This is a genomic window from Geodermatophilus sp. SYSU D00742 (assembly GCF_054049935.1).
The window spans coordinates 38,476-60,100 of sequence record NZ_JBJGYJ010000030.1; the positions used below are offsets into that span (position 1 = coordinate 38,476).

Annotated in this window: 18 protein-coding genes; 6 read left to right on the top strand and 12 right to left on the bottom strand. The window is 75.0% G+C overall.

The window, feature by feature from the left end; all coding sequences use genetic code 11:
* Window positions 1–19 precede the first annotated feature (19 nt).
* Entirely contained in the window at window positions 20–775 is a 756-nt protein-coding gene (locus tag ACI78V_RS18010) for an IclR family transcriptional regulator (RefSeq protein ID WP_456853203.1), read from the bottom strand.
* A complete protein-coding gene (locus ACI78V_RS18015; protein ID WP_456853205.1) occupies window positions 772–2,259 on the bottom strand; it encodes an APC family permease in 1,488 nt (495 codons plus the stop codon). Before ACI78V_RS18015 ends, ACI78V_RS18010 begins: the two co-directional genes overlap by 4 nt.
* A 243-nt stretch (window positions 2,260–2,502) precedes the next feature.
* Between ACI78V_RS18015 and ACI78V_RS18020 the strand changes: the two genes are divergently transcribed.
* From ACI78V_RS18020 to ACI78V_RS18035, 4 genes are read left to right on the top strand one after another with little or no spacing between them, the layout of a single operon-like run.
* The gene (locus ACI78V_RS18020; protein WP_456853207.1) at window positions 2,503–3,984 is read left to right on the top strand and encodes an APC family permease; all 1,482 of its coding nucleotides are present in this window, start codon (window positions 2,503–2,505) and stop codon (window positions 3,982–3,984) included.
* Window positions 3,985–4,017: 33 nt separating this feature from the next.
* A complete protein-coding gene (locus ACI78V_RS18025) occupies window positions 4,018–5,958 on the top strand; it encodes a primary-amine oxidase (protein ID WP_456853209.1) in 1,941 nt (646 codons plus the stop codon).
* On the top strand, window positions 5,955–6,410 hold the full coding sequence (locus ACI78V_RS18030) for a hypothetical protein (RefSeq protein ID WP_456853211.1): 456 nt from the start codon (window positions 5,955–5,957) through the stop codon (window positions 6,408–6,410). The genes ACI78V_RS18025 and ACI78V_RS18030 overlap by 4 nt, the downstream gene beginning before the upstream one ends.
* Complete coding sequence (locus tag ACI78V_RS18035) at window positions 6,407–8,110, top strand: AMP-binding protein (protein ID WP_456853213.1); 1,704 nt, start codon at window positions 6,407–6,409, stop codon at window positions 8,108–8,110. The genes ACI78V_RS18030 and ACI78V_RS18035 overlap by 4 nt, the downstream gene beginning before the upstream one ends.
* A 45-nt stretch (window positions 8,111–8,155) precedes the next feature.
* On the opposite strand, the gene ACI78V_RS18040 is transcribed toward ACI78V_RS18035, so the two are convergent.
* The 3 genes from ACI78V_RS18040 to ACI78V_RS18050 all read right to left on the bottom strand — a co-directional run bounded on the left by ACI78V_RS18040 (window position 8,156) and on the right by ACI78V_RS18050 (window position 11,843).
* Window positions 8,156–8,365, bottom strand: a complete 210-nt coding sequence (locus ACI78V_RS18040; protein WP_456853215.1) for a YbdD/YjiX family protein — start codon at window positions 8,363–8,365, stop codon at window positions 8,156–8,158.
* On the bottom strand, window positions 8,362–10,599 hold the full coding sequence (locus ACI78V_RS18045) for a carbon starvation CstA family protein (protein ID WP_456853216.1): 2,238 nt from the start codon (window positions 10,597–10,599) through the stop codon (window positions 8,362–8,364). The genes ACI78V_RS18040 and ACI78V_RS18045 overlap by 4 nt, the downstream gene beginning before the upstream one ends.
* A 113-nt stretch (window positions 10,600–10,712) precedes the next feature.
* Window positions 10,713–11,843 carry a 5-methyltetrahydropteroyltriglutamate--homocysteine S-methyltransferase gene (locus tag ACI78V_RS18050; protein ID WP_456853218.1) on the bottom strand — a complete coding sequence of 377 codons (1,131 nt, stop codon included), beginning with the start codon at window positions 11,841–11,843 and terminating at the stop codon, window positions 10,713–10,715.
* Window positions 11,844–11,995: 152 nt separating this feature from the next.
* Between ACI78V_RS18050 and ACI78V_RS18055 the strand changes: the two genes are divergently transcribed.
* A complete protein-coding gene (locus ACI78V_RS18055; RefSeq protein WP_456853219.1) occupies window positions 11,996–12,733 on the top strand; it encodes a ComF family protein in 738 nt (245 codons plus the stop codon).
* A gap of 28 nt (window positions 12,734–12,761) precedes the next feature.
* On the opposite strand, the gene ACI78V_RS18060 is transcribed toward ACI78V_RS18055, so the two are convergent.
* From ACI78V_RS18060 to ACI78V_RS18090, 7 genes are all read right to left on the bottom strand, one after another.
* Entirely contained in the window at window positions 12,762–13,331 is a 570-nt protein-coding gene (locus ACI78V_RS18060) for a DUF1353 domain-containing protein (protein WP_456853220.1), read from the bottom strand.
* A gap of 97 nt (window positions 13,332–13,428) precedes the next feature.
* Window positions 13,429–15,690 (bottom strand): xanthine dehydrogenase subunit D, encoded by a 2,262-nt coding sequence (gene pucD, locus ACI78V_RS18065; protein WP_456853222.1) that lies wholly within the window; start codon window positions 15,688–15,690, stop codon window positions 13,429–13,431.
* Between the two features lie 71 nt (window positions 15,691–15,761).
* Complete coding sequence (locus ACI78V_RS18070; protein ID WP_456853225.1) at window positions 15,762–16,232, bottom strand: (2Fe-2S)-binding protein; 471 nt, start codon at window positions 16,230–16,232, stop codon at window positions 15,762–15,764.
* Complete coding sequence (locus ACI78V_RS18075; RefSeq protein WP_456853227.1) at window positions 16,232–17,092, bottom strand: FAD binding domain-containing protein; 861 nt, start codon at window positions 17,090–17,092, stop codon at window positions 16,232–16,234. Before ACI78V_RS18075 ends, ACI78V_RS18070 begins: the two co-directional genes overlap by 1 nt.
* A gap of 138 nt (window positions 17,093–17,230) precedes the next feature.
* A complete protein-coding gene (locus tag ACI78V_RS18080) occupies window positions 17,231–17,578 on the bottom strand; it encodes a cytoplasmic protein (protein ID WP_456853228.1) in 348 nt (115 codons plus the stop codon).
* Between the two features lie 95 nt (window positions 17,579–17,673).
* The gene (locus ACI78V_RS18085) at window positions 17,674–19,413 is read right to left on the bottom strand and encodes a bifunctional metallophosphatase/5'-nucleotidase (protein WP_456853230.1); all 1,740 of its coding nucleotides are present in this window, start codon (window positions 19,411–19,413) and stop codon (window positions 17,674–17,676) included.
* An 81-nt stretch (window positions 19,414–19,494) separates the two neighbouring features.
* Window positions 19,495–20,346, bottom strand: a complete 852-nt coding sequence (locus tag ACI78V_RS18090; RefSeq protein WP_456853232.1) for an SDR family oxidoreductase — start codon at window positions 20,344–20,346, stop codon at window positions 19,495–19,497.
* A gap of 63 nt (window positions 20,347–20,409) precedes the next feature.
* Between ACI78V_RS18090 and ACI78V_RS18095 the strand changes: the two genes are divergently transcribed.
* On the top strand, window positions 20,410–21,432 hold the full coding sequence (locus tag ACI78V_RS18095) for an iron-containing redox enzyme family protein (protein WP_456853234.1): 1,023 nt from the start codon (window positions 20,410–20,412) through the stop codon (window positions 21,430–21,432).
* Window positions 21,433–21,625: the final 193 nt, after the last annotated feature.

Consider the following 21,625-nt stretch of genomic DNA (forward strand, 5'->3'; position numbering starts at 1 on the left):
ACGCCCGCTGACCGGCGGCTCAGCCGAGCAGCGGCCCCAGGCGCGCGGCGAACCCGGCCGCGTGGCCGGCGCGGGCCGCGGCGGCCTGCTCGTCCTCCCCCGGGCCGGTGACCGCGATCGCCGCGACCAGCACGCCGGACGGCGTCCGCACCGGCACCGCGGCGCAGGAGATCCCCTCGTGCAGCTGGCCGGCCTGCACCGCCGTCCCCCGCTCGGCGACGGCGCGCAGCTCGGCGTCCAGGTCGGCCGGGCGGGTGACCGTGCGCGCCGTGAACGGCACCAGCCGGCGCGGCGGGACGACGTCGCGCCAGTCGGGCTGCTCGGCCAGCAGCAGCTTGCCGACCGCGGTGGCGTGCAGGTGCCGCTCCACATCCGCCGGAGAGCGCAGCGGGTGGTCGGGGTCGACGTCGGCGCAGCGCAGCACCGGGCCGGAGTACAGGACCAGGTGGACGCCGAACCGGACCTGCTGCCGGAGCTCCGCCACCACCTCGCGCGCCGCGGTGGACACCTGCACCGGCCCCGGTCCGCCCGCCAGCCCGGCCACCTTGCGGCCCAGCGCGAACCCGTGCAGGTCCGGGAGCCGGACCAGGTACTCCTCCCCCACGAGCAGGTTCAGCAGCCGGTAGGTGGTGGCCGGCGGGAGGCCGACGTCCTCGGCGACCTCCTTGGCGGTGACCCCGGCACCGGCCCGCGCCACCGCCTCGAGGATCGCCAGGGCGCTCTGCACCGCCTTGGGCTGGCGGCCGGTGAGGCCGCGGTCGACCGCCGGGGTCACCGCCGCGGCTCCAGCGGGACGCTGCCCTGCAGCACGCTGCTGGCGGTGGCCTGGTCGTACACCCCGACCGCCGCGAGCCGGCCGGGGTCCCGGCGGCGCAGCCACGCCGTCCAGGCCAGACCGGGCGCCATCGCGGCCAGGAAGGCGAGGACCACCGTGCGCCCGCCCGACCAGGAGACCCCGGCCATGCCCGCGACGAGGACCAGGAACCCGACCACCCCGGCGACGAGACCGCCGACCGCCGGCAGCGGCGTGAGCTCGCCGATCCGCCGCAGGAAGGCCGGCATCGCCAGGCACGCCAGCACGTAGGCGACGACGTAGCCGAACGCGGAGACGGTGAGGGAGGCCGTCAGCACCGGCCGCGGCCCGCCGCCCAGCGCCAGCGCGACCACCGGCACCCCCACCACCGCCGGCAGCACGACACCCAGCGCGACGTGCGGCGTCTCGAACCGGGGGTGGGTGCGGCCCAGGGCCCGCGGGAGCACGCCCTCGCGGCCCATCGAGAAGAGCACGCGACCGAGCGCGTTGGTCGAGCCGGTGACGCAGGCGAAGAACGAGGCGGCGATGCCCAGGTCGAGCACCCGGCGCAGCAGCCCGAGGCCCTCCCGGTCGGCCAGCTCGGCCACCGGGACGGGGCTGGTCAGCACGTCCAGCGGCGCGGCGCGCAGCAGCACCACCTGGGCGGCGGCGGCCGCGACGAACAGCACCCCGGCCACCGCCGGGGTCCAGAGCACCGCCCGGGGGACGGCGACCAGCGGCCGGCGGGCCTCGACGCCGAGGGTGGCCGCGCTCTCGAACCCCATGAACGCGGTCACCCCGAGCACCACGCCCACCGCGACCCCACCCCACTCCACGCCCGCGTCGACCACCGGCGCGGCGCTCCCCGGCCCGCCGCGCGGAGCGAGCAGCAGCACCCCCAGGACGGCGAGGACGACCGCGGTGGAGAGCAGCTCCAGGGCCAGCGCGACCCGGGCGGAGAGCTGGATGCCCCGGACGGTGCACAGGGTGGCGAGCAGGCCGAGCAGCACGGCCACACCCGCGACGGCCAGCGGTGCCGGCCGCAGCCCGACGGCGCCGGCCAGGTAGATCGACGCTCCCACCAGCGCCGACATGGCGACCGCGGCGTAGCCGACCAGCAGCGCCCAGCCGCCGGTGAGGGCCCCGACCGGTCCCAGGCCCTTGGCGGTGTAGCTGTAGGTGCCGCCGACCGCGGCCATGCGGCGGCCGAACTGGGTGAGGCACCAGCCGACCAGGAGCACCAGCGCGGTCGCCGCGACGAAGGCCGGCAGCGTCGCGGCGCCGGACTCCACCAGCACGATGGAGGGCACGACCACCATCGCCGCCGAGGGGGCCAGGGCGGAGACCGACTGCGCGAGCACCTCGGGGAAGGCGAGGCCGCGGCGGCGCAACCCGGCCACCGGCGACCGTGCGGGCAGGCGCGCGAGGACGCCGCGGCGCACGCCCGGCCCGTTCCGCTGCCCCATGAGCTCCCGCCGTCTCCTGTCGTCGCTGGCCGCGGAGCGTAGTTCGGTGGGCGCCGGCACCGGCCGCGTGCCGGGACGGCGGGAGTCGAATGAGAAAAGTGTGAGTCAGGTCTCGTTCGGGGTTACACGGATGTTTCCGCGAAGTTACGGCTGCGTGACCGAGCAGGCCGGACCGGCGGTCAGGGTGACCGGGTCGCTCCTCGCCGCCCGGCAGCGCCGCGCTGCCGCCCTCCGGAGGTCCGCATGGCCACCGTCTCCGAGCCACCCCCCACCACGACCGGCACCGCCCGCCCGGACGCCGGTCCCCACCGGCTGCGGGGCGCCCTCGGCCCGGCGTCGATCGTCCTCATGGTGGTGGCCGCCGCCGCGCCCCTGACCGTCGTCGCCGGGTCGTTCCCCATCGGCATCGCGGCCGGGAACGGGGCGGGCTATCCCGCGATGTACGTCGTCGCCGGCGTCGTCCTGGCGTTCTTCGCCGTCGGCTTCACGGCGATGACCCGCCACGTGCCGAACGCCGGCGCCTTCTACTCCTACATCGGCACCGGCCTCGGCCGCGGCGCAGGGCTGGGCAGCGCGCTGGTCGCCCTCATCAGCTACGTCACCGTCCAGGGGGCCGTGTACGGCTACGTCGGCTTCCTGCTCGACGACCTGGTCACCGGCTACGGCGGCCCGGACCTGCCGTGGTGGCTGTGGACCGCCGTCGTCCTGGCCGTCACGGGGCTGCTCGGGTTCCGGCACATCGAGTTGTCCAGCAAGGTCCTCGGCGTCCTCCTGGTCGCCGAGGTCGGCATCGTGCTGGTGCTCGACGTCGCCGTCATCGGCCGCGGCGGGGGTGCCGAGGGCCTGTCGTCGGCGCTGGTCGACCCCGCGGACGTCCTCTCCGGCGCTCCCGGCATCGGCCTGATGTTCGCCATCGCCGGGTTCATCGGCTTCGAGGCCACCGCGATCTTCCGCGACGAGGCCCGCGACCCCGACCGCACCGTCCCGCGCGCGACCTACGCAGCACTGGCGATCATCACGGTCTTCTACACCGTCTCCGCGTGGAGCATCGTCAGCGCATGGGGCGACAGCCGCATCGCCGAGGAGTCCGCCGCCGACCCCGGCGGGATCGTGGTGGCCACCGCGCAGCAGTACGTCGGGACGATCGCCGCCGACGTCATGCAGGTCCTGTTCGTCACGAGCCTGTTCGCCGCGATCCTGGCGTTCCACAACGTGACGTCGCGGTACCTCTTCTCCCTCGGGAACACCGGCGTGCTCCCGGCCGTCTGCGGCCGCAGCCACTCCCGGCACGCCTCGCCGCACGTCGCCTCGCTGGTGACCTCCGGCATCGGGGCCCTGCTCATGGCCGTCTGCGTGATCGCCGGCCTGGACCCGGTGCTGGAGATCTTCACCTGGCTGGCCGGCATCGCCAGCGTCGGCATCGTCGTCCTGATGCTGCTGGCCTGCCTGGCGGTGATCGTCTTCTTCCGGCGCACCGGTGTGGACCGGCGGCCCTGGCAGACGCTCGTCGCGCCGTCCCTCGGGCTGCTGGGGCTGGCCGCGATCCTCGTGCTCCTCGTGGAGAACCTGCCGCTGCTCATGGGCGGCTCCACCGTGCTGGGCGTCGGCGCGGGCGTCCTGCTCGCCGTCGCCCTCGCGGCCGGCTGGGCGCTGGCCAGGGCCCGCCCGCAGGCCGCCCGCGCCCTGACCACCGCCGCCCCGTCCGACACCGCTCCGCAGATCTGACCGTCCCACCCGAACCACCCGAACGGAGACGCCATGACCCTCACCGCCCCCACCACCACCGCCACCCACCCCCTGGCGCGGCTGTCCGCCGAGGAGATCACCGCCGCCCGCGAGGTCGTCGAGGCCGCCGGGCTGCTGAGCGACACGACCAAGTTCGTCTACGTCGGCCTCGACGAGCCGCACAAGCGCGAGGTGCTCGGCTGGGCGCCCGGCCAGCCGGTCGAGCGCCGGGTGCGGGTGCTGCTGCTGGACCGGGCCACCGGCCGGGGCCGTGACCTGACCGTCTCGGTCACCTCGGGCACCGTCGTCCGGGACGTCGAGATCGACGGCGTGGCCGACGGTCAGGTGCCGATCCTCGACGCCGAGTTCGAGGCGATCGAGCCCATCCTCGCCGCCGACGAGCGGTGGATCGCCGCGATGGCCAAGCGCGGCCTGGACGTGGCCGACGTCCGCGCCGTCCCGCTGTCGGCCGGTTCGTACTTCCCCGAGGAGTACGGCCACCGCGTGGTCCGGGTCCTCGGTTTCCACCAGGCCGACGAGGCCGACCTGCCCTGGGCGCACCCGGTGGACGGCGTGGTCGCCTACGTCGACATCACCCGCGGGGTCACCACCGCGGTGCACGACCACTACGACCTGCCGGTGCCGGCCGAGCGGGCGGACCTGGACCAGGCGACCCACCCGCACCCGGTGCGCGACCTCAAGCCGCTGGAGATCACCCAGCCCGAGGGGCCGAGCTTCACCGTCGAGGACGACGTCGTCCGGTGGGCCGGGTGGGAGCTGCGTGTCGGCTTCGACGTCCGGGAGGGGCTGACCCTGCACCAGGTGTCGATCGACGGGCGCTCGGTGGTCTACCGGGCCTCGATCTCGGAGATGGTCGTGCCCTACGCCGACCCCTCGCCGGTGCGGTTCTGGCAGAACTACTTCGACACCGGCGAGTACCTCTTCGCCCGGTACACCAACGCGTTGGAGCTGGGCTGCGACTGCCTGGGCGAGATCCACTACTTCGACGCCACGATCGCCGACGAGGAGGGCGCGCCGCGGGTGCTGCGCAACGCCATCTGCCTGCACGAGGAGGACTACGGGGTCGGGTGGAAGCACACCGACCTGTTCAACGGGATGGCCGAGACCCGTCGCTCCCGCCGGCTGGTGATCAGCTTCTTCACCACGATCGGCAACTACGACTACGGCTTCTACTGGTACCTCTACCTCGACGGCACCATCCAGCTGGAGTCCAAGGCCACCGGCATCGTGTTCACGTCGTCCTACCGCGGCGAGGAGCACCCGTACGCGACCGAGATCGCGCCCGGGCTCGGGGCGCCGTTCCACCAGCACCTGTTCTCGGCGCGGCTGGACATGGCCGTCGACGGCGACCGCAACACGGTGCACGAGGTGGACGCCGTCCGGGTGCCGGTGAGCGACACCAACCCCTACGGCAACGCCTTCACCCGCCGGTCGACCCCGATCACCCGCGAGTCCGAGGGCGCCCGGGTGAGCGACGGCACGGTCGGGCGGGTCTGGCACGTGCTCAACCCGGAGAGGACCAACCGGCTCGGCCAGCCCGTCGGCTACGCGCTGCACCCGGAGAACCTGCCGCTGATGCTGGCCGACGAGTCCTCCTCCATCCACCAGCGCGCCACCTTCGGCACCAAGAGCCTGTGGGTGACGCAGTACGACCCGGCCGAGCGCTACGCGGCCGGCGACTTCGTCAACCAGCACCCGGGGGCGGCGGGGCTGCCGGCCTTCGTCCAGGCGGACCGGCCGCTGGAGGGTGAGGACGTCGTCCTGTGGCACACCTTCGGGCTGACCCACTTCCCGCGCCCGGAGGACTGGCCGGTCATGCCGACCGACTACGCCGGGTTCACCCTCAAGCCGGTGGGCTTCTTCGACCGGAACCCGGCGCTCGGGACGCCGCGGTCGACCTCGGCCCACTGCGCCGCCGAGGGCGCCGCGGACGGCGGGTCGCACTGCTCGTGACCGCGAGCGTCCCCGTCCGCCGGTCCCGGTCCGCGCTGCGGGCCGGGACCGGCGCCGCCGGGTGGTTGCCGGGCCGGGTGGCCGCCGTGCTCGCGCTCGCCTCGGCCGGGGTGCACGCGGCCGCGGTGGACGCCGCGTCGCTGACGTCGCTGGCCATGACGGGGATGGCACTGGCCTGCCTGCCCTGCGCCTGGCACCTGTGGCGCGCCCCGGCGCCCCGGGTGTGGGGCACCACCGTCCTGCTGGACCTGGGCATGCTCGCCGTCCACGCGCCGGTCGCGGCCGGCTCCGGCGGGCACGTGCACGGGGGCACGGGCCCGGCCCAGGTCGGCGTCGCCCTCGTCACCGCCTCCCTGCTGCTCGGCCTCGCCGTCCTCGGCGCCCTCGCCGTCCGGACCGCGGCCGGCCGACTCCCCCTGCCCGCCGACGGAGAGGAGACTCCCCGACCATGACCGCGACCGACGCCTACCGTGCCGCCCGCGACCAGCTGCTCGCCCTCCGGGGCCAGCACGACCGCGCCGTCGCCGAGTTCCGCTGGCCCGACCTCGGGGACCGGTTCAACTGGGCGGTGGACTGGTTCGACGCGATCGCGCGGGGCAACGGGCGGCCGGCGCTGGTGCTCGCCGAGGACGACGGCTCCACCACCACGCGGACCTTCGACGAGATGGCCCGCCGCTCCGACCAGGTCGCCGCCTGGATGGCCGCCCGGGGCGTGGGCCGCGGCGACCGGGTGCTGCTGATGCTGGGCAACCAGGTCGAGCTGTGGGAGTCGATGCTGGCGATCATGAAGCTGGGCGCGGTGATCATGCCGACGACCACCGCCCTCGGCCCCAACGACCTGACCGACCGGGTCGACCGCGGCGGCGCCCGCCACGTGCTGTGCAACGCCGCCGACACCGCGAAGTTCGACTCCGTGCCCGGCGACTACACCCGCCTCAGCGTCGGCCCGGCCGACGGCTGGGCCGACCTGCGCGAGGCCGACGGCACGGACGCCGCGCCGGCCGCGCACCCGGGCACCGCCCCCGGCGACCCGCTGCTGCTCTACTTCACCTCCGGCACGACGTCCCGGCCCAAGCTGGTCGAGCACACCCAGGTCTCCTACCCCGTCGGCCACCTGAGCACGATGTACTGGCTGGGACTGCGGCCGGGCGACGTCCACCTCAACGTCTCCTCCCCCGGCTGGGCCAAGCACGCCTGGTCCTGCTTCTTCGCCCCGTGGACCGCCGAGGCCACGGTCTTCCTGCACAACTACAAGCGACTGGAGCCGGCCACCCTGCTCGAGCGGATCCGCACGCACGGGGTGACGTCGTTCTGCGCCCCGCCCACGGTGTGGCGGATGCTCATCAACGCCGACCTCTCCGGCGGGCCCGGTGCGCTGCGCGAGGTGATCGGCGCCGGGGAGCCGCTCAACCCCGAGGTGATCGAACAGGTCCGCCGCGCCTGGGGGCTGACCATCCGCGACGGCTACGGGCAGACCGAGACCACGGCGCAGGTCGGCAACACCCCGGAGGCGCGGGTGCTCCCCGGCTCCATGGGCCGACCCCTGCCCGGCGTCCCCGTGGTCCTGGTCGACCCGCTCACCGGCCGGCCGGTCGAGGGGGCCGGGGAGGGCGAGATCTGCCTGGACCTCTCGCAGGCCCCGCTCCCCCTGATGACCGGTTACCAGGGCGACCCCGAGCGCAACGCCGAGGCCATGGCCGGCGGCTACTACCACACCGGGGACATCGCCGGCCGCGACCAGGACGGCTACATCACCTACGTCGGGCGCACCGACGACGTCTTCAAGGCCTCCGACTACAAGATCAGCCCGTTCGAGCTGGAGTCGGTGCTCATCGAGCACCCGGCGGTGGCCGAGGCCGCCGTCGTCCCCGCGCCCGACGCGGTGCGCCTGGCCGTCCCGAAGGCCTACGTGGCCCTGGCCCCGGGCTACGAGCCGACCGAGGAGACCGCGCTGGCGATCCTGCGCTACGCCCGCGAGCACCTCGCCCCGTTCCAGCGGGTGCGCCGGATCGAGTTCGCCGACCTGCCCAAGACGATCTCGGGGAAGATCCGCCGGGTGGAGCTGCGCGGTCGGGAGGAGGAGCTGGCCGGCCTCGAGGGGCCGCGGCCCGGCGAGTGGCGCGACGACCAGTTCCCGGCGCTGCGCGGCTGAGCGGTCCCCGGACGGCGTCCACGACCGTTCCTGCGACGCCGGGCGTCAGCAGCAGCGGCTGACCGGGGTCCGCTCCACCGCGTCGGCCCGCCGCCGCTCGAACTCCCGGCGGCTGACCGGCTGGTGCCCGTGCTCGGCGCAGTGCCGCAGGTAGTCGTCCCAGCGGGCCTCCCCGCTCCACTCCCGCAGGTACCAGCGCACCCCGCGCCACGCCCGGACGGCGGCCGACCGGGCGGCGACGAGCCTCCCGGTCACCGTGGCGGCCCCTCCACCGTGAACGTGCCGTGACCCCGTGCCCCCGCACCGACCAGCCGCTCGCGCTCGGCCATCGCCCGCTTCTCCTCGGCGGTGGCGAACAGGCCCGAGGGCTCGACGAGCTCCGACGGCACCGCCGGTTCCTCGGTGGTGGGCACCGCGCCCCGCGCGCGGACCGCCCGGGCGATCACGACGACGGCGTTGACCACGACGACCAAGGTGAGCAGCGCGAACACCGCCTGCAGGATGCCGTTGAGCGTCGAGTTGTAGACCACCTGGTCCATCTGGGCGACGTCCTGGGCCGGGGCCAGCACCTCCCCGGCATCCCGGGCCTCGGCGTACCGCTGGCGCTGCGCGAAGTACCCCACCGCGGGGTTGGCGGAGAACACCTTCTGCCAGCTCGCCGTCATCGTGACGACGAGGTCCCAGGCGAGCGGGATCGCCGTCACCCACGCGTACCTCAGCTTGCCGTGCTTGATCAGCAGCACCGTGACCAGCGTCAGCGCGATGGCGGCCAGGAGCTGGTTGGCGATGCCGAACAGCGGGAAGAGCTGGTTGACGCCGCCGAGCGGGTCGGTCACGCCGACGTAGAGGATGTAGCCCCACAGGCCCACGGTGATCGCGCTGGCGATGATGTTGCCCGGCCGCCACGACAGGTCGCCGAACTTCTTCCAGACGTTGCCGATCGTGTCCTGCAGCATGAACCGGCCCACCCGGGTGCCGGCGTCGACGGCGGTGAGGATGAACAGCGCCTCGAACATGATCGCGAAGTGGTACCAGAACGCGGCCATCCCGGCTCCGAACGCGTCGGACAGGATGTTGGCGATCCCGACGGCCAGCGTCGGCGCCCCGCCGGTGCGGGAGACCAGGCTCGGTTCCTGCACCGCCGCCGAGGCCGCGGCGAGGTCCTGCGCGGTGGTGTCGAAACCGAGGCCGTTGACGTAGGTCGCCGCCGTCTCCGCCGTCCCGCCGGTGACGCCGGCCGGTGCGTTCATCGCGAAGTACAGGCCCTGGTCGATGACGACGGCGGCGATGAGCGCGCTGATGGCGACGAAGGACTCCATGAGCATGCCGCCGTAGCCGATCAGGCGGACCTGGCTCTCCTTGGCCACCATCTTCGGCGTCGTCCCGGAGGAGATCAGCGCGTGGAAGCCCGACAGGGCGCCGCAGGCGATGGTGATGAAGACGAAGGGGAACAGCGACCCGGCGAAGACCGGGCCGGTGCCCTCCCGGGCGAACTCGCTGACCGCGTCGGCCTGCAGCACCGGGCGGGCCAGCAGCAGGCCGATGGCGAGCAGGACGATCACGCCGACCTTCATGAACGTCGACAGGTAGTCGCGCGGGGTCAGCAGCAGCCACACCGGCAGCACCGAGGCGACGAACCCGTAGACCACCAGCGCGAGGACCAGCCACTCCTTGGACAGCGTCAGCGCCTCGCCGAGCCCGGTGTCGTCGACCCAGCCGCCGCCGATGACCGCCAGCAGCAGCAGGACGACACCGATCCCGGTGGCCTCGAGGACGCGGCCGGGCCGGATCGTGCGCAGGTAGACGCCCATGAACAGCGCGATCGGGATGGTCAGCGCGATGGAGAACACGCCCCACGGCGACTCGGCCAGCGCGTTGACCACGATGAGCGCCAGCACCGCCAGGATGATGATCATGATGGCGAACACCGCGATGAGCGCGGCGATGCCGCCGACGATGCCGATCTCCTCGCGGACCATCTGGCCGAGGCTCTTGCCGTTGCGGCGCATCGAGAAGAACAGGACGGTCATGTCCTGGACCGCGCCGGCGAAGATGACGCCGACGATGATCCAGATGGTGCCGGGCAGGTAACCCATCTGGGCGGCGAGGACGGGCCCGACCAGCGGCCCGGCGCCGGCGATGGCGGCGAAGTGGTGCCCGAAGAGCACCCGCCGGTCGGTGACGTCGAAGTCGATGCCGTTGTGCAGCCGCTCGGCGGGGGTGGCGCGGGTGTCGTCGACCTGCAGGACGCGCCGGGCGATGAACCGCGCGTAGAAGCGGTAGGCGATGGCGTAGGAGCACAGCGCGGCGAAGAGGATCCACAGCGCCGAGACGGTCTCCCCGCGCGCGAGCGCGAGCACCGTCCAGGCCACCGCGCCGACGGCCGCCACCAGCAGCCAGACGACCACGGACTTCACCGAGGGACGGCGGCGGGCGCCGGCCGGGGCGGGTCCGCCGCCGGCGTCGTCCCTGCTGACAGTCGTCGACATGAGCGCCCTCCCTGCGTGCCGGGCAGCGCCGGACGACGTTGCCCGCGATCGGGACGATCATGCTGCGAACGGGCCCGGCCCACCACTCCAGGCGGACCGGGCCCGTCGCACGATCACGCGTAGCCCCAGACCTCCTGCGCGGTCTCCACGACCAGCGCCAGCTTTGCGATCTGCTCGTCGCGGGTGAGCGCGTTGCCCTCGACGGTCGAGGAGAAGCCGCACTGCGGCGAGATCGCGAGCTGGTCCAGCGGCACGTACTGCGCGGCCTCGTCGATCCGCCGCTTGAGCTGGTCCTTGTCCTCCAGCTCGGGGCGCTTGCTGGTGATCAGTCCGAGGACGACCCGCTTGCCGGGCGGGACGAAGCGCAGCGGCTCGAACCCGCCGGAGCGGGCGTCGTCGTACTCGAGGAAGAAGCCGTCGACGTCCAGGTCGCCGAACAGGGCCTCGGCGACGAAGTCGTAGCCGCCCTCGGCCACCCACGAGGAGCGGAAGTTGCCCCGGCACAGGTGGGTGGTCACGGCCAGGCCCGCGGGGCGGCCGGCCAGCGCGGCGTTGATCTGGCGGATGTAGCGCTCGTGCTGGTGCTCGGCGTCGCGCCCCTGCCCGGCGAGCTCGGCCCGCTGGGCCGGGTCGTTGAGGTAGGCCAGGCTGGTGTCGTCCAGCTGCAGGTACGTGCAGCCCTGCGCGGCGATGCCCTGCACCTGCTGGCGGTAGGCCGCCGACAGGGCGTCCCAGAACGCGTCCTCGTCGGCGTACACGGTCGGGTCGATGGCCGCCGCGCCGCCGCGGTAGTGGACCATCGACGGCGAGGGGATCGTCAGCTTCGCCGTCTGACCGGGGCCGACCACCGACTGCAGGTAGGCGAAGTCGGTGCCGAAGATCGGCTCGTCGATCGACAGCGGGCCGTCGACGTGCAGGCCGGCCGGCACCCAGTCGATGTCCCCGTCGGCGTTGTGGAAGTGGACCGGCCGCCCCTCCCCCTCCACCTTGGTGATCCCGTTGATCGCGTAGATGAAGTCCATGTGCCAGGTGGCGCGGCGGAACTCGCCGTCGGTGGCGGTGTGCAGGCCGACGTCGCCCTGCAGGCGGACGACGTCGGCGATCGCCTCGTCCTCGATGCCGCGCAGCTCCGCGGCGTCGATCTCACCGGCGGCGCGGCGGGCGCGGGCGTCGAGCAGGCGCTGAGGACGCAGGAGGCTGCCGACGTGGTCGGCGCGGAACGGCGGGCCGGAGGAATCGCTCATGGCGCCCAGCTTGGTCGACCCCCGTCCGCCACGCAGCACCCTCCCCCGCGGTGACCGGCCCGTATCCGCACCCGTCGACCGCGCAGCGGTCCCTGCCCTAGGGTCGCCTCCCCCTGTCGGTGCTCAGGAGCCGCTCCCGGAGGCAGTGCCGGATGCCGATCGACCTGGAGAGGTTGCGCCCGTCCCCGGCCGGCCTCGACGCCTGCGAGACCTGCCGCTACCGGAGCTCGGGCACGCCGGCCATCTGCTTCGCGTGCTGCAGCGGCAGGCCCGCCGCGACCCCGCAGTCCGGCTGCGCGGTCTGCGGGCAACGGCTCGATCGCGGCTGCTGCCCGAACACCGTGTGCGCGTTCGACGACCGCGCCTTCTCCCGCATCTACACCGTCTCCGAACAGCCGGAGGCGATGTGGGGCGCGGTCCACCGCTACAAGTACGGCGAGGACCGCAGCTGGGCCGAGGTGCTGGGCCGCATCCTCGTCGGGTACCTCGAGGACCGCCGGGACGAGATGGAACGCTTCGACGTCATCACGACCGGCGCGATCTACGTGGGGCCGCGGGCCGTCCGGCTGTGGGACTACCTCCGGCTCCTCCTCGAGGCGGCCGGGCGCGCCGGGCCCGAGTGGCCGTTCGCCCCGGGCCTCATCGCGAAGTCCGGCCCCACCGGGCGCTTCCTCGGGATCGGCGTGGAGGCCCGTCGGGAGATCGCCGAGGGCGAGCTGCGCAGCGCGCTGTCGGTGCCGGAGCCGGACCGCGTGGCCGGGCGACGGGTCCTCGTCGTCGACGACGTGTACTCCGAGGGCTTCTCCCTGAGGGAGATGGCCCGTGCACTGCTGCAGGCCGGCGCGGCCGAGGTGGCGGGTCTGGTGTTCGCCCGCCGCAAGGGCGGCTGAGCGGCGGGTGCCGGGGCGTGGGCGCCGCTCACGCCCGGGACGACCCCACGGGCGGGGCGGTGCCGGTCGGGACCACCAGCTCCTGCGGGCGCGTGGGCGCGAACCGCCCCACCACCCACTCCACGAGGCCGTAGGCCAGCAGCCCGGGGACGATCACCACGGCCGGCGGCAGGACGAACGGCGCGGCGAGGACCGTGATCGCCACGACCCCGGGCGCGCTGAGCAGCCAGCCGGGCCGCCGCGCCGGGTCGGTGAGCGCACCCCACCGCACGCCGGCCCACATGAGCCAGCGGCGCACGACCGGCACCCCGCTCTCGCGCATCACCCGCCGGAAGATGCCGTCGGCCTGCCGCGAGGTCACCGCCCCCGAGTCGATCCCCTCCTCGCACAACCAGTCGTGCAGGATCGCGGCCAGCGTGTAGGCGCCGTACCGCGGGACCAGCCAGGTGACGAGGTCGGGCACCGACGCGAAGTCGGTGCGGAACCCCGCGGGGACGACGAACCGGTCCCGGTTCCCGCGGTAGACCAGCGGTTCCACGACCGCCCAGGTCTGCGCGTCGACGCGGCGGACGACCAACTCCGGGGACTCGAACGGCACAGCTCACCCTGCCCCATGGCCGGCGCGACCGCGCGGGCACCGACGCCTCCGCGGGCCACGACCGGTCGATCCCGCGCCACCGCCGGAGGGGGCGGGATCAGGTGCCGGTGATGTGCTCCGGGCGGATCGGCACCCGCCGCAGCGGCCGCCCGCAGGCCGCCCGCACGGCCGCGGCCACCGCCGGGCCCGAGGAGATCGTCGGCGGCTCCCCCACCCCGCGGACGCCGTAGGGCGCGTGCGGGTCGGGGTTCTGGAGCAGCTCCACCCGCATCGGCGGCATGTCGAGGACCGTCGGCAGCAGGTAGTCGGTGAACGACGGGTTGCGCACGTGCCCGTCGGTCACCACGACCTCCTCCATCAGCGCCAGGCCCATCCCCTGCGCCGACCCGCCGTGGACCTGACCGACCACCGCGTCGGGGTTGACCGCCTTGCCGACGTCCTGGGCGGTGTCGAGGGCGACCACCCTCACCAGGCCGAGCTCGACGTCGACGTCGACCACCGCCCGGTGCGCGGAGAAGGCGAACTGCACGTGCGCGTCGCCCTGCCCGGTCTCCGGGTCGACGGCGTGGGTGGGCCGGTGCCGCCACTCGACGGTCTGCTCGACCGCGTCGTCCCCCAGCACGTCGGCCAGCCCGGCGAGCACCTCACCGGAGGGTCCGACCACCTTCTCGCCGTCCAGGCGCAGACCGGCGACCGGCCGGTCGAGCGCGACGGCGGCGCGCTGCAGCACCGCCGTCCGCACCGCCTGGCAGGCGGCCTGCACGGCGCCGCCGGTGACGTAGGTCTGGCGGGACGCCGACGTCGACCCGGCCGAGCCCACCGAGGTGTCGGCGGGGACGACGACCACGCGTTCCACGCCGAGCTCGGTGCGGGCGATCTGCTGCTGCACGGTGACCAGCCCCTGGCCGACCTCCGCCGCCGCGGTGTGCACGCTGGCCACCGCCTCCCCGCCGAGGACCGCCAACCGCACCCGTGCGGTGGAGAAGTCGTCGAAGCCCTCGGAGAAGCCGACGTTCTTGACGGTCACCGCGTAGCCCACGCCACGGCGCACGCCCTCCCCGTGCGTGGTGTTGCCGACCGCGCCCGGCAGCGCGCGGATGTCGGTGGTGTCCGGGGGCGGGGGCAGCGGCAGGTCCGCGACCCGCTGCACCAGCTCGGCCACCGGCGCGGCCGAGTCGACCACCTGGCCGGTCACGTTCCGGTCGCCCTCCCGCAGGCCGTTGCGCCGGCGGATCTCCACCGGGCCGAGGCCGACCGCGGCGGCGAGCTCGTCCATCAGCGCCTCGTAGGCGAAGGCCGTCTGCACGCAGCCGAAGCCGCGCATCGCCCCGCACGGCGGGTTGTGCGTGAAGACCCCGTAGGCGTCCACGGCCACCGACGGGAAGCGGTACGGCCCGAGCCCGAGCAGTCCGGCGTTGCCGACGACCGCGCCGGTGGACGACGCGTAGGCGCCGCCGTCGAGCAGCACCCGCGCCCGCGCGTAGACCAGGGTGCCGTCGCGCTCGGCGCCGAACTCGTAGGTCATCGTCGCCGGGTGCCGGTGCACGTGGCCGTAGAAGGACTCCTCCCGGCCGTAGCTCATCTTCACCGGGCGGCCGGTGCGCAGCGCCAGCAGGCAGGCGTGCACGTGCACCGAGAGGTCCTCGCGCCCGCCGAAGGCGCCGCCCACGCCGGCGAGGGTGAGCCGCACCTTCTCCTCCGGCAGCCCCAGCGCCAGGCACACCTGCCGCTGGTCGACGTGCAGCCACTGGGTGGCCACGAACAGGTCGACGCCGCCGTCCTCGGCCGGGACGGCGAGCCCGGACTCCGGGCCCAGGAAGGCCTGGTCCTGCATGCCGACCTCGAAGTCCAGGGAGACCACCACCGGCGCGACCGGCGCGGGGTCGCCCCGGCGCAGTCGTACGTGGCGCACCAGGTTGCCGCCGGGGTGCACGCGCGGGGCGTCGTCGTCCAGCGCGCGACGGGGGTCGGTGAGCGCGGGGAGCACCTCGTAGTCCACGCGGATCCGCCGGGCCGCGCGGCGCGCGGTCTCGGGGTGGTCGGCGGCGACCAGCGCCACCGGCTCGCCCTCGTAGCGGACGACGTCGGCGGCGAGCACCGGCTGGTCGGCGTGCTCGAGCCCGAAGGCGTTCTCGCCCGGCACGTCGTCGGCGGTGAGGACGGCGGTGACCCCGGGGACGGTGAGGGCCTCGGAGACGTCGATCCGGCGGATCCGGGCGTGCGGGTGCGGGCTGCGCAGGGTGACGCCCCAGACCATGTCGTCGTGCCAGAGGTCGCTGGCGTAGGCGAACTCGCCGGTGACCTTGAGCGTCCCGTCCGGCCGGAGCGGGCTGTCCCCGACCCGGCCGGCGCCGGTCACCGGCGTCGACGTGGTGACGGTGCCACCCGCCTCGACGCTCCCCGAGGGGCGGAGACGGCCGCGCCCGCCCCTCATGACCGGGCCTGCCTCGCCGCGGCCAGCCGGACGGCGTCGAGGATCTTCTCGTAACCGGTGCAGCGGCACAGGTTACCGGCCAGCGCCTCGCGGATCTCCGGGTCCGAGGGCTGCGGCACCCGGGTCAGCAGGTGGTGCGCGGCGACGACCAGGCCGGGGGTGCAGAAGCCGCACTGCACGGCGCCCGCCTCGACGAACGCCTCCTGGACCGGCGACAGCGCCCCGGCCGGCGCCAGTCCCTCGACGGTCGTCACCTCGCGGCCCGCGGCCTGCCCCGCGGCGACCAGGCAGGCACACACCGGCTCGCCGTCGAGCTGGACCGTGCACGAGCCGCACTCGCCCTGCTCGCAGGCGTTCTTCGCGCCGGGCAGGCCCAGCCGCTCGCGCAGCACGTACAGCAGGCTCTCCCCCGGCCAGACGTCGTCGACCTCGCGCGCGGTGCCGTTCACGGTGGTGCTCAGGCGCATCAGGCCGCCCTCCTCAGGTCGTCCCAGGCCCAGGCGGCGGCGCGGCGGGCCATCACCGCCAGGGAGTGCCGGCGGTAGGCCGCGGTCCCCCGGACGTCGTCGATCGGCGCGGCCGCGGCGGCCACGCGCCGCCCGAACTCCGCGGCGAGAACCTCGGGCAGCGGGCGGCGGGCCGCCCAGTCCAGCTCGCCGGCCAGGAACTCCTGCGCCTCCCGCGCCGGCCGGGGCGTGGGCGCCGCCGACCCGATGCCCGTACCGACGGCCTGCCGGTCCGGGTGCAGCGCGAGGGCGAAGGCGGAGACGGCGATGACCATGGCGTTGCGGGTGCCGACCTTGCAGAACTGCTGCGGGCCGGTGGCGGCCGGGACCCGCACGGCGGCGATCAGCTCGTCGGGCGCGAGGGCGTTGCGCTTGACGCCGGTGAAGAACTCCACGACCGGGACCAGCCGCACCCCGCGGTCGGCGGACTCGGCCTCGACCACGGCACCGGCGGCCAGCAGCGGCGGGTGCGCGTCACCGGCCGGGGACGCCGACCCGAGGTTGCCCCCGACCGTGCCGCGCGCCCGGATCTGCGGCGAGCCCACCGTGCGGGCGGCCATCGCCAGCCCGGGCAGCCGGGTGCCCAGCTCGGCGACCACCCGCGCGTACGGGACGCCGGCGCCGAGCCGGACCACCTCGCCGTCGGTCGTCCACTCCCGCAGCTCGGGCACGCGGGTGAGGTCGAGCAGCGCGGCGGGACGGCGGCGGTCGAAGTTCAGCTCGACCATCACGTCCGTGCCGCCGGCCAGGGGCAGGGCGTCGGGCCGCTCCGCGCGCGCGGCCAGGGCGCCGGTCCACGTCGTCGGCTGCAGGAAGTCCATGGCGCCTCCTCGCCGCCGCCTCCGGTGCGCGCCCGGGGCTCCGATGACCCGGACGTCGGCACGGGGACGTGCGAGGAGGATTCAGCGCGGGGCCGACCGTGACAAGGAGTACCGGCCGGGTGTGTCCCGGCGCCGCGGTCAGGGCGTGCTCGGCCCCAGCGACGCGGCCACCTCGGGGGAGGTCGGCCGCGGTTCCTTGAGCTCCACGAAGATCGAGTGGCTCGGGGTGCTGCCGGTGTTCTCGCCGGAGTGCTCCTGCGCCGACAGCCACCGGGCCATCCCGGCGTGCAGCTCGACGTCGACCTCGCGGCCGTGGCCGTAGAGCCGCCGGCTGAACGAGCTCAGCGTGACCATGACGCTGTCGGGGTGCCGGTGGGGCTTGGTGCGGTACCCCGGCTCGTCGGTGTACTCCAGCACGCGCACGCGCTCGTTCTCGAACAGCACCCGGTACGCACCCGGGTCGGTGACCGTCGGGTCCTCGCCCATGCCCGGGAACGTAGCCCTCGCCGGGCGCCTCCGACAGGGCCCCGGCGGCCCGCCGCGGGCGGCGGCGGGCCGCCGCGGGCAGGCGACCGCCCGCGTCAGACGGCGCCGATGCGGTCCAGCGCCGGCGCCGCGACCGGCGAGGTCGCGCCCAGGTAGGCGGTGAAGGCGTCCAGGTCGATCGGGCCGGTGACGGCGCCGGTCCCCCCGGTGAGGACGGTGAACCCGTCACCCCCGCCGGCGAGGAAGTTGTTCACCGTGACGCGGTAGGTGGAGCCGGCGAGGACCGGCTGACCGCCGATGAGCACCGACCCGTCGGGCACCCGGGTGCCGGTGCACGGGTCCCCGTCCACCGGGGCGGCCACGCCCGCGGGGTCGACCCGGTAGCTGACGGTCGCGGAGGGGTACAGCACGGTCTCCTCCGAGAACTGCTGCTCGAGCAGGCAGTTGAGCTGCGCGCCGGTGAGGTCGAGGGTCACCAGGTTGTTGGCGAACGGCTGCACCGTGAACGCCTCCTCGTAGGTGACCTCGCCCGCGAGCAGGTCGGCACGCACGCCGCCGGGGTTCATGAACGCCGCGACCGCGCCGGCCTCGTCGTCGGTGGCCGCCAGCTGGGCGTCGGCGATGACGTTGCCCAGGGTCGACTCCGCGCCGTCCAGGACCGGCTCCTGCGCCCGGGTGAGGTCCACCGCCGCCGTCCCGACGACCTCGTTCGCGATCGGCCCCAGCGCCGCCCGGTAGCGGGCGATCAGCTCGGTCTGCGCCGGGTCCGCCGCGACGTCCCGCCGGACGACCACGTTCTCGGCGGCCGCGGTGAGGACGTCGCCGGTGTCCCGGTCGATCGCCAGGTCGATGTCGGTCACCAGCCGGCCGAAGGAGCTGCCGCTGGTCACCAGCTTCCCGGCCAGCTCGCAGTCGTAGGCCTGGTGGGTGTGGCCGCTGACCACGACGTCGATGGCGTCGTCCATGCCGGCGGCGATGTCGACGACCGGTCCGGTGAGGCCGCTGCAGCCGTTGACGTCCCAGGCGTCCGCCCCGGTCTGCACCCCGCCCTCGTGCAGCAGGACGACGATCGCCTCGACCCCCTGCTCCTGCAGCTCGGCGGCGTACCGGTTGGCCGTCTCGACCTCGTCCCGGAACTCCAGGCCGGCGGTGCCCTCGCGGCTGACGATGGCGCCGGTGCCCTCCAGCGTCATGCCGATGAAGCCGATCTCGACCCCCTGCACCCGGTGCACGGCGTACGCCGGCAGCAGCGGCTCCTGGGTCTCGGTGACGAAGGCGTTGGCCGACAGGTACTGGAAGGCCGCGCCCTCGTACGGCGTCCCGTCCAGGCACCCGTCGACCGGGTGGCAGCCGCCGTCCTGGATGCGCAGCAGCTCCGCCGGGCCCTCGTCGAACTCGTGGTTGCCGACGCTGGCGTAGTCCAGGCCGGCCAGGCCCAGCGCCTCGATCGACGGCTCGTCGTGGAAGGCGGCCGACAGCAGCGGCGAGGCGCCGATCAGGTCGCCGGCGGCGACGGTGACCGTGTTCGGCTCCTGCTGCTGGGCGGCCAGCTGCGCGAGCTGGGTGGCGAGGTACGCCGACCCGCCGGCGTCCACCGTCTGGGGCGTGCCGTCGGCGTTCACGCCGACCTGGATGCGACCGCTGGAGCCCGACGGCGGCTCCAGGTGGCCGTGGAAGTCGTTGAGGGCCAGCAGCTGCACCTGGACCGGTGGCGGACCGGACCGGTCGCCCTGGTCCGCGGCCGCAGGGCCGAGGGGGACGGCGACGGCGAGCGCGGCGAGTGTGGTGGTCGCGGCGGCTGCGACCCCGGCGCGGCGGAGGACGGTTCGGGGCATGCGGCTCTCCAGGCGGGTGCGGGCCGGACACCCCACCGTCGGGGAGGGGGACCGGTCCGTCAAGCGCAGCCGCGGGCCGCCTCAGCGGGTGCGGACCTCCACCGACCGGGCGGCGATGCGGCGGATCCGGTCGGCCTGCCGGGACAGCAGCAGGTCCAGCGCGCGGTCCATGGGCGGCACCTCGCCGAGCCGGGCCAGCCCCATCCAGCGCGGCACGGCGACCGTGCGCGACCAGGGGGTGGTCAGGCACCGGCCGATCTGGTCGGCGACCCGCTCCCGGCGGATGCCCCGGGACAGCCGGCCGGGGGCGTCGGCGTCGGAGACGGGCGGCGCCCCGTGGCCACGGGCCAGCCACTCGGTCGCGACCGGTCCCGGGTTGACCGTGTGCACCCGGACGCCGCGGGCGGTCACCTCCCGCCGGAGGCCCTTCACGAACCCGTGCACGCCGGCCTTGGTCGCCGAGTACACGGTCAGCGGCGGCACCTGCGACCACGCCGCCGCCGACGCGACGGTGACGACGTCGGCCCGCCCCCGCTCCGCCGCCGACGCGAACAGGTGCGGCAGCGCCAGCCGGGTCAGCTCGACGACGCCGGTGAGGTTGAGCGCGACCATGCCCTCCACCACCTCCCCCGGCATGTCCTCGACCAGCCCGGCCCAGCCGAGGCCGGCGTTGAGGACGACGGCGTCGAGCCGGCCGTGCTCCTCCAGGACCCGGTCGACCAACCGGGCGCGGTCACCGGCGTCGGCGACGTCGGCCACGACGCCGGTGACCCCGGCGGGCAGCGCGGCCAGCGCCTCGGCCAGCCGGTCGGCGCCGCGGGCGCAGGTGACCACCCGCGCGCCGTCGGCCGCCAGCCGGGCGACGGTGGCGCGGCCGATGCCGGCGCTGCCGCCGGTGACGAGGACGACGCGGTCGGCGAGGGAGGCGCTCATGCCGGTGTCCTACCCCGGAGCGACATCACACTCCCGCGCGCATCGGAGCGGCCGGTCGTGGGCATGCCCGACCCCATGCACCTGCCCGAGCCCCGGGGCCCGCTCACCGCCGCCCTGTGCGCCGACCTCCACGCCGGCGCCCTCTCCGACGCCACCGTCGAGCTGGCCGCGCGCACCGCGGCCGCCGCGACCGACCCGCTCGCCGACGAGGACCTCCAGCTGGCCCTCGCCGTCTGCTACGAGCTGCACTACCGCGGCTTCGACGGGGTCGACGACGCCTGGGAGTGGGATCCCGCGCTGCTCACGCTGCGCGCGCACCTCGAGGGCCGGCACACCGCGGCGCTGCGCGAGCTGGTGGGCGACCCGCAGGCCACCGGCGAGCCGATCGACCGGCAGCTCGGCGCGCTGGTCGCCGCCGACGACGGCCCCTCCCTGTCGTCCTACCTGGCCCGCTCCGGGTCGCTCGACCAGTGGCGGGAGTACCTGACCCTGCGGTCGGTCTACCACCTCAAGGAGGGCGACCCGCACACCTTCGCCGTCCCGCGGCTGAGCGGCCGGGCGAAGGCGGCCATGGTGGAGATCCAGGCTGACGAGTACGGCGGCGGCGCGCCGGCCCGGATGCACAGCGAGCTGTTCGCCGGGCTGATGCGCGACCTCGACCTCGACGCCACGTACGGCGCCCTGTGGGACGACGCGCCCGCCTGCGCCTTCGCCTCGGTCAACACGATGTCGCTGTTCGGGCTGCACCGCCGCTGGCGCGGCGCCGCGCTGGGACACCTCACCGCCGTGGAGATGACCTCGTCGGAGCCCTCCCGCCGGTACTCGGCGGGGCTGCGGCGGCTCGGGTTCGCCGAGACGACGCGCGTGTTCTACGACGAGCACGTGGAGGCCGACGCGGTCCACGAGCAGATCGCGTCGGTGGACATGTGCGGCTCGCTGGTCGCCGGGGAGCCACACCTGGCCGGCGACGTCCTCTTCGGTGCGGCCTGCGCGCTGGCCGTCGACGGCCTGACCGCACGGCACCTGCTGGGGGCCTGGGAGGCCGGCCGCTCCGGCCTGCGCGGGAACCGGGCGCTGGCCGCCTGACCCCGGACGCCGCCCCGGCTGGATCCCGGTCGCGCGCTGCCGACGTCAAGGGGGACACCACCGGGTGCGGCCGCGGCCGCGGCCCCACCCCGACCCCCCCCGGGACCGCCGGACCACGCAGCGGGTGGCCGACCACATCACCGGCATCCACACCAGCACCCGGTCGGTGTAGGGCGGGCACCAAGCGACCATC

Excerpts from the sequence above, each read along its gene's own strand:
- ACI78V_RS18080 (WP_456853228.1), bottom strand. The coding sequence starts at position 17,578 with ATGGGCGAGGACCCGACGGTCACCGACCCGGGTGCGTACCGGGTGCTG.
- ACI78V_RS18085 (WP_456853230.1), bottom strand. The coding sequence starts at position 19,413 with ATGCCCCGAACCGTCCTCCGCCGCGCCGGGGTCGCAGCCGCCGCGACC.
- ACI78V_RS18050 (WP_456853218.1), bottom strand. The coding sequence starts at position 11,843 with ATGAGCGATTCCTCCGGCCCGCCGTTCCGCGCCGACCACGTCGGCAGC.
- ACI78V_RS18045 (WP_456853216.1), bottom strand. The coding sequence starts at position 10,599 with ATGTCGACGACTGTCAGCAGGGACGACGCCGGCGGCGGACCCGCCCCG.
- ACI78V_RS18025 (WP_456853209.1), top strand. The coding sequence starts at position 4,018 with ATGACCCTCACCGCCCCCACCACCACCGCCACCCACCCCCTGGCGCGG.
- ACI78V_RS18015 (WP_456853205.1), bottom strand. The coding sequence starts at position 2,259 with ATGGGGCAGCGGAACGGGCCGGGCGTGCGCCGCGGCGTCCTCGCGCGC.
- ACI78V_RS18020 (WP_456853207.1), top strand. The coding sequence starts at position 2,503 with ATGGCCACCGTCTCCGAGCCACCCCCCACCACGACCGGCACCGCCCGC.
- ACI78V_RS18055 (WP_456853219.1), top strand. The coding sequence starts at position 11,996 with ATGCCGATCGACCTGGAGAGGTTGCGCCCGTCCCCGGCCGGCCTCGAC.
- ACI78V_RS18070 (WP_456853225.1), bottom strand. The coding sequence starts at position 16,232 with ATGCGCCTGAGCACCACCGTGAACGGCACCGCGCGCGAGGTCGACGAC.
- ACI78V_RS18090 (WP_456853232.1), bottom strand. The coding sequence starts at position 20,346 with ATGAGCGCCTCCCTCGCCGACCGCGTCGTCCTCGTCACCGGCGGCAGC.
- ACI78V_RS18035 (WP_456853213.1), top strand. The coding sequence starts at position 6,407 with ATGACCGCGACCGACGCCTACCGTGCCGCCCGCGACCAGCTGCTCGCC.
- ACI78V_RS18095 (WP_456853234.1), top strand. The coding sequence starts at position 20,410 with ATGCCCGACCCCATGCACCTGCCCGAGCCCCGGGGCCCGCTCACCGCC.
- ACI78V_RS18075 (WP_456853227.1), bottom strand. The coding sequence starts at position 17,092 with ATGGACTTCCTGCAGCCGACGACGTGGACCGGCGCCCTGGCCGCGCGC.